1 protein-coding gene is annotated in these 888 nt (G+C 73.5%); it reads left to right on the top strand.

Features of this window, described 5'->3' with window-relative positions:
- Positions 1–51 precede the first annotated feature (51 nt).
- Positions 52–888, top strand: an 837-nt coding sequence (locus tag ACNFOC_RS54720) for a patatin-like phospholipase family protein (RefSeq protein ID WP_416966359.1), incomplete at its 3' end; no start/stop codon positions are given.

Raw genomic sequence — 888 nt, 5'->3', positions numbered from 1 at the left:
CTTGATCGCGACGGCAGTTGTGGCGAGGCGTGGGGAAGGCGGGAACACACCATGGCGGGCAAGGCACTTGTGCTGGGTGGCGGGGGCAGCAGCGGGATCGGCTGGACGGCCGGGATGCTGTACGGGCTGGGCGAGGCCGGCGTCGATCTCTCCGACGCCGATGTCGTGATCGGTACGTCGGCGGGCTCGACGGTCGGTGCCCAGCTGCGGGCCGCCACGCTCAAGGAGGTCTACGAGCGTCAACTCGCCGCCCCCGAGGGCGAGATCCCCGGCCGGCTCGGTCCTGGCCTGTTGCTCCGCTACGCCTGGGCGACCATGACCTCGCGTACTCCCGAGGCGTACGGGCGGAAGATCGGCCGTATGGCACTCGCCGCCAGGACGCCCCACGCGGCGGCCCGGCGCGCGGCGATCGAGTCTCGGCTGGTCTCACCGGAGTGGCCCGACCGCGCGTTGCGCATCACCGCGGTCGACACGGTGACCGGTGAACTGCGGGCCTTCGACAAGGACAGCGGGCTGCCCCTGGGCGACGCGGTGGCCGCCAGCTGCGCCGTCCCCGGCGTGTGGCCCCCGGTCACCATCGAGGACCGCCGCTGGATCGACGGCGGCATCCACTCGGCGGCCAACGCGCAGCTCGCCGAGGGCTACGACCAGGTCGTCGTCCTCGCGCCGATGTCCCTCGGAGGCGGCCCCCTGGTGTCTCCGGCGAACCAGGCCCGGCGACTTGTGGAGCAGGGCGCCCGTGCGGTCGTCGTGTCACCGTCGCCGGAAGCGAAGCAGGCGTTCGGCCGTAATCCGCTCGACCCGTCGGTACGGGCGGCTGCGGCGCGGGCGGGGCGGGAGCAGGCGGCCGCGCATGTGGGAGAGGTGGGGGAGGTCTGGGGTCTGGCG

The sequence above is a fragment of the Streptomyces colwelliae genome, from assembly GCF_048158785.1.
In the GTDB taxonomy this organism is placed as follows: Bacteria; Actinomycetota; Actinomycetes; order Streptomycetales; family Streptomycetaceae; genus Streptomyces.
Note: the sequence above shows the minus strand (reverse complement) of the source record. Positions and strands in the feature narration are given on the sequence as shown.